Genomic DNA, 3,254 nt, shown 5'->3' with positions numbered 1-3,254 from the left:
GGCGTTGTGTAAGTATGGTTGCGGGGACAGGATTTGAACCTGTGACCTTCAGGTTATGAGCCTGACGAGCTACCGGGCTGCTCCACCCCGCGACACTTGAGCTGAGCCGCTCGGCGGCACGCTTCATGCGTGTCGTCGTGTGGTTCGGCTGGAGGTTCGTGCAAGAATTATGACATTGTGATGTGCACCGGCTTCAATGCCTGGCGACGACCTACTCTTCCATCGCTTGAGCGATAGTACCATTGGCGCAGGTTGGTTTCACGGCCGAGTTCGGGATGGGATCGGGTGGTTCACAAACGCTATAGCCACCAGGCAATGAAGGCGGTGCACATTGGTTTTTTCAAATCGGTGTGTTTCAAGGCTTGGGCGGTTTCAACCACGTGAACGTCTAGCCAGTGCTGACGTTGGCGGTGTGAACTCTACAAGCGCGAATAGGACAATTAGTATCGGTTAGCTTCACGCGTTACCGCGCTTCCACATCCGATCTATCAAGGTCGTGGTCTCCGACCGTCCTAAGAAATCTTATCTTGAGGGAGGCTTCCCGCTTAGATGCTTTCAGCGGTTATCCCGTCCGTACATAGCTACCCTGCTGCGCCGTTGGCACGACGACAGGTACACCAGAGGTACGTTCAACCCGGTCCTCTCGTACTAGGGTCAACTCCTCTCAAATTTCGACGCCCACGGCAGATAGGGACCAAACTGTCTCGCGACGTTCTGAACCCAGCTCACGTACCACTTTAATTGGCGAACAGCCAAACCCTTGGGACCTGCTCCAGCCCCAGGATGTGATGAGCCGACATCGAGGTGCCAAACAACCCCGTCGATATGAGCTCTTGGGGGTTATCAGCCTGTTATCCCCGGCGTACCTTTTATCCGTTGAGCGATGGCCCTTCCACGAGGGACCACCGGATCACTATGACCGACTTTCGTCTCTGCTCGACTTGTCAGTCTCGCAGTCAGGCTGGCTTATGCCATTGCACTCTAACAGACGGTTTCCAACCGTCCTGAGCCAACCTTCGCGCGCCTCCGTTACTCTTTAGGAGGCGACCGCCCCAGTCAAACTACCCGCCACAGAGGGTCCCTCGCCCAGTTTCATGGGCGCAGGTTAGACATCAGAAAACAACAGGGTGGTATTTCACCTATGGCTCCACATCATCTGGCGACGATGCTTCAAAGCCTCCCACCTATGCTACACAGTTCTTTCCTAATGCCACTCTGAAGCTGCAGTAAAGGTGCACGGGGTCTTTCCGTCTAACCGCGGGTACTCCGCATCTTCACGGAGAATTCAATTTCGCTGAGCATGTCCTGGAGACAGTGGGGAAGTCGTTACGCCATTCGTGCAGGTCGGAACTTACCCGACAAGGAATTTCGCTACCTTAGGACCGTTATAGTTACGGCCGCCGTTTACCTGGGCTTCATTTCAGAGCTTGCACCCCTCCACTTAACCTTCAGGCACCGGGCAGGCGTCAGGCCCTATACGTCGTCTTGAAGCCGACTTAGCAGAGCCCTGTGTTTTTGCTAAACAGTCGCTACCCCCTGGCCTGTGCCCCCCAACAGAGCTTGCGCCTAGTTGGGGCCTCCTTCTTCCGAAGGTACGGAGGCAATTTGCCGAGTTCCTTCAGGACACTTCTCTCAAGCGCCTTGGTATACTCTACCTGACCACCTGTGTCGGTTTCGGGTACGGTCTATACGGTGGGGCTATTTCCCGGGACAGCTTCGAAGCCGGATCAATCCGATAAGATCCGACAACACACGCCATCCGTCACACACCACCAGGCCCACGAATATTAACGTGGTTCCCATCGACTACCCCCTTCGGGCTCGTCTTAGGGGCCGGCTCACCCTGCGCGGATTAGCCTTGCGCAGGAACCCTTGGTCTTTCGGCGAGAGGGCATCTCACCCTCTTTATCGCTACTCATGTCTGCATTCGCACTTCCGATACCTCCACGACCCATTACCAGGCCGCTTCACAGGCGTACGGAACGCTCCGCTACCGCGTGGATAAATCCACACCCTAAGCTTCGGTGCGTGTCTTGAGCCCCGTTACATCTTCGCCGCAGGAACCCTTGTTTAGACCAGTGAGCTGTTACGCTTTCTTTAAAGGATGGCTGCTTCTAAGCCAACCTCCTGGTTGTTTTGGGATTCCCACATGCTTTCCCACTTAGACACGACTTGGGGACCTTAGCTGTAGGTCAGGGCTGTTTCCCTTTTGACGACGGACCTTAGCACCCGCCGTCTGTCTCCCGGATATCACTCTTATGTATTCGGAGTTTGGTTAGTGTTGGTAGATCTCGCGACCCCCGCAACCATCCAGTGCTCTACCCCATAAGGTGTCCATCCGAGGCACTACCTCAATAGTTTTCGCGGAGAACCAGCTATTTCCCGGCTTGATTGGCCTTTCACCCCTAAACACAACTCATCCGGTAACTTTTCAACGTTAATCGGTTCGGACCTCCAGTGGGTGTTACCCCACCTTCATCCTGGTCATGCCTAGATCGCCGGGTTTCGGGTCTAATCCGTCAAACTATGGTCGCCCTATTCAGACTCGCTTTCGCTGCGCCTACACCTAACGGCTTAAGCTTGCTTGACAGATTAAGTCACAGACCCATTATGCAAGAGGTACGCTGTCACTCTTCAAGAGAGCTCCAACTGCTTGTAGGCAATCCGTTTCAGGTACTGTTTCACTCCCCTCATCGGGGTGCTTTTCACCTTTCCCTCACGGTACTAGTTCGCTATCGGTCATGTACGAGTATTTAGGCTTGGAGGGTGGTCCCCCCATGTTCAGACAGAATTACACGTGTTCCGCCCTACTCGAGTCCTGAATTATCACTTTCGCATACGGGACTGTCACCCGCTATGGTCAGCTTTTCCACGCTGTTCTGCTAGTTGAAATTCAGGCACTGGCCTGGTCCGCGTTCGCTCGCCACTACTAACGGAATCTCGGTTGATGTCTTTTCCTCCGGGTACTGAGATGTTTCAGTTCGCCGGGTTCGCTTCTCGAAACCTATGTATTCAGTTAAGAGATACCTTGTCCCATTAACCCTGAACGTCGTTGCCAACACTCAGGATTAATCGGATAGGTGGGTTTCCCCATTCGGAAATCGTCGGGTCAAAGCTTGCTCACAGCTCACCGACGCTTATCGCAGCGTGCCACGTCCTTCATCGCCTGTACATGCCAAGGCATCCACGAATTGCCCTTACCTCACGCTTGAGAGTCCACACCACCAACGACAACACTGGATCGGTCTTGCGAC

The 3,254-nt window shown here is 54.2% G+C and carries 1 tRNA gene and 2 rRNA genes; all 3 read right to left on the bottom strand.

The features are described from left to right. Nucleotides 1-15: 15 nt before the first annotated feature. Nucleotides 16-92: transfer RNA gene (locus LRA89_RS20295), tRNA-Met, on the bottom strand. A gap of 106 nt (nt 93-198) precedes the next feature. Further along, nucleotides 199-313, bottom strand: a 5S ribosomal RNA gene (gene rrf / locus LRA89_RS20290). A gap of 107 nt (nt 314-420) precedes the next feature. Further along, nucleotides 421-3,211 (bottom strand): 23S ribosomal RNA (locus LRA89_RS20285). Nucleotides 3,212-3,254: the final 43 nt, after the last annotated feature.

The organism is Sphingomonas sp. Leaf4, assembly GCF_920939515.1.
Taxonomy (GTDB): domain Bacteria; phylum Pseudomonadota; class Alphaproteobacteria; order Sphingomonadales; family Sphingomonadaceae; genus Sphingomonas.
This window is presented reverse-complemented; position numbering and strand designations above follow the sequence as displayed.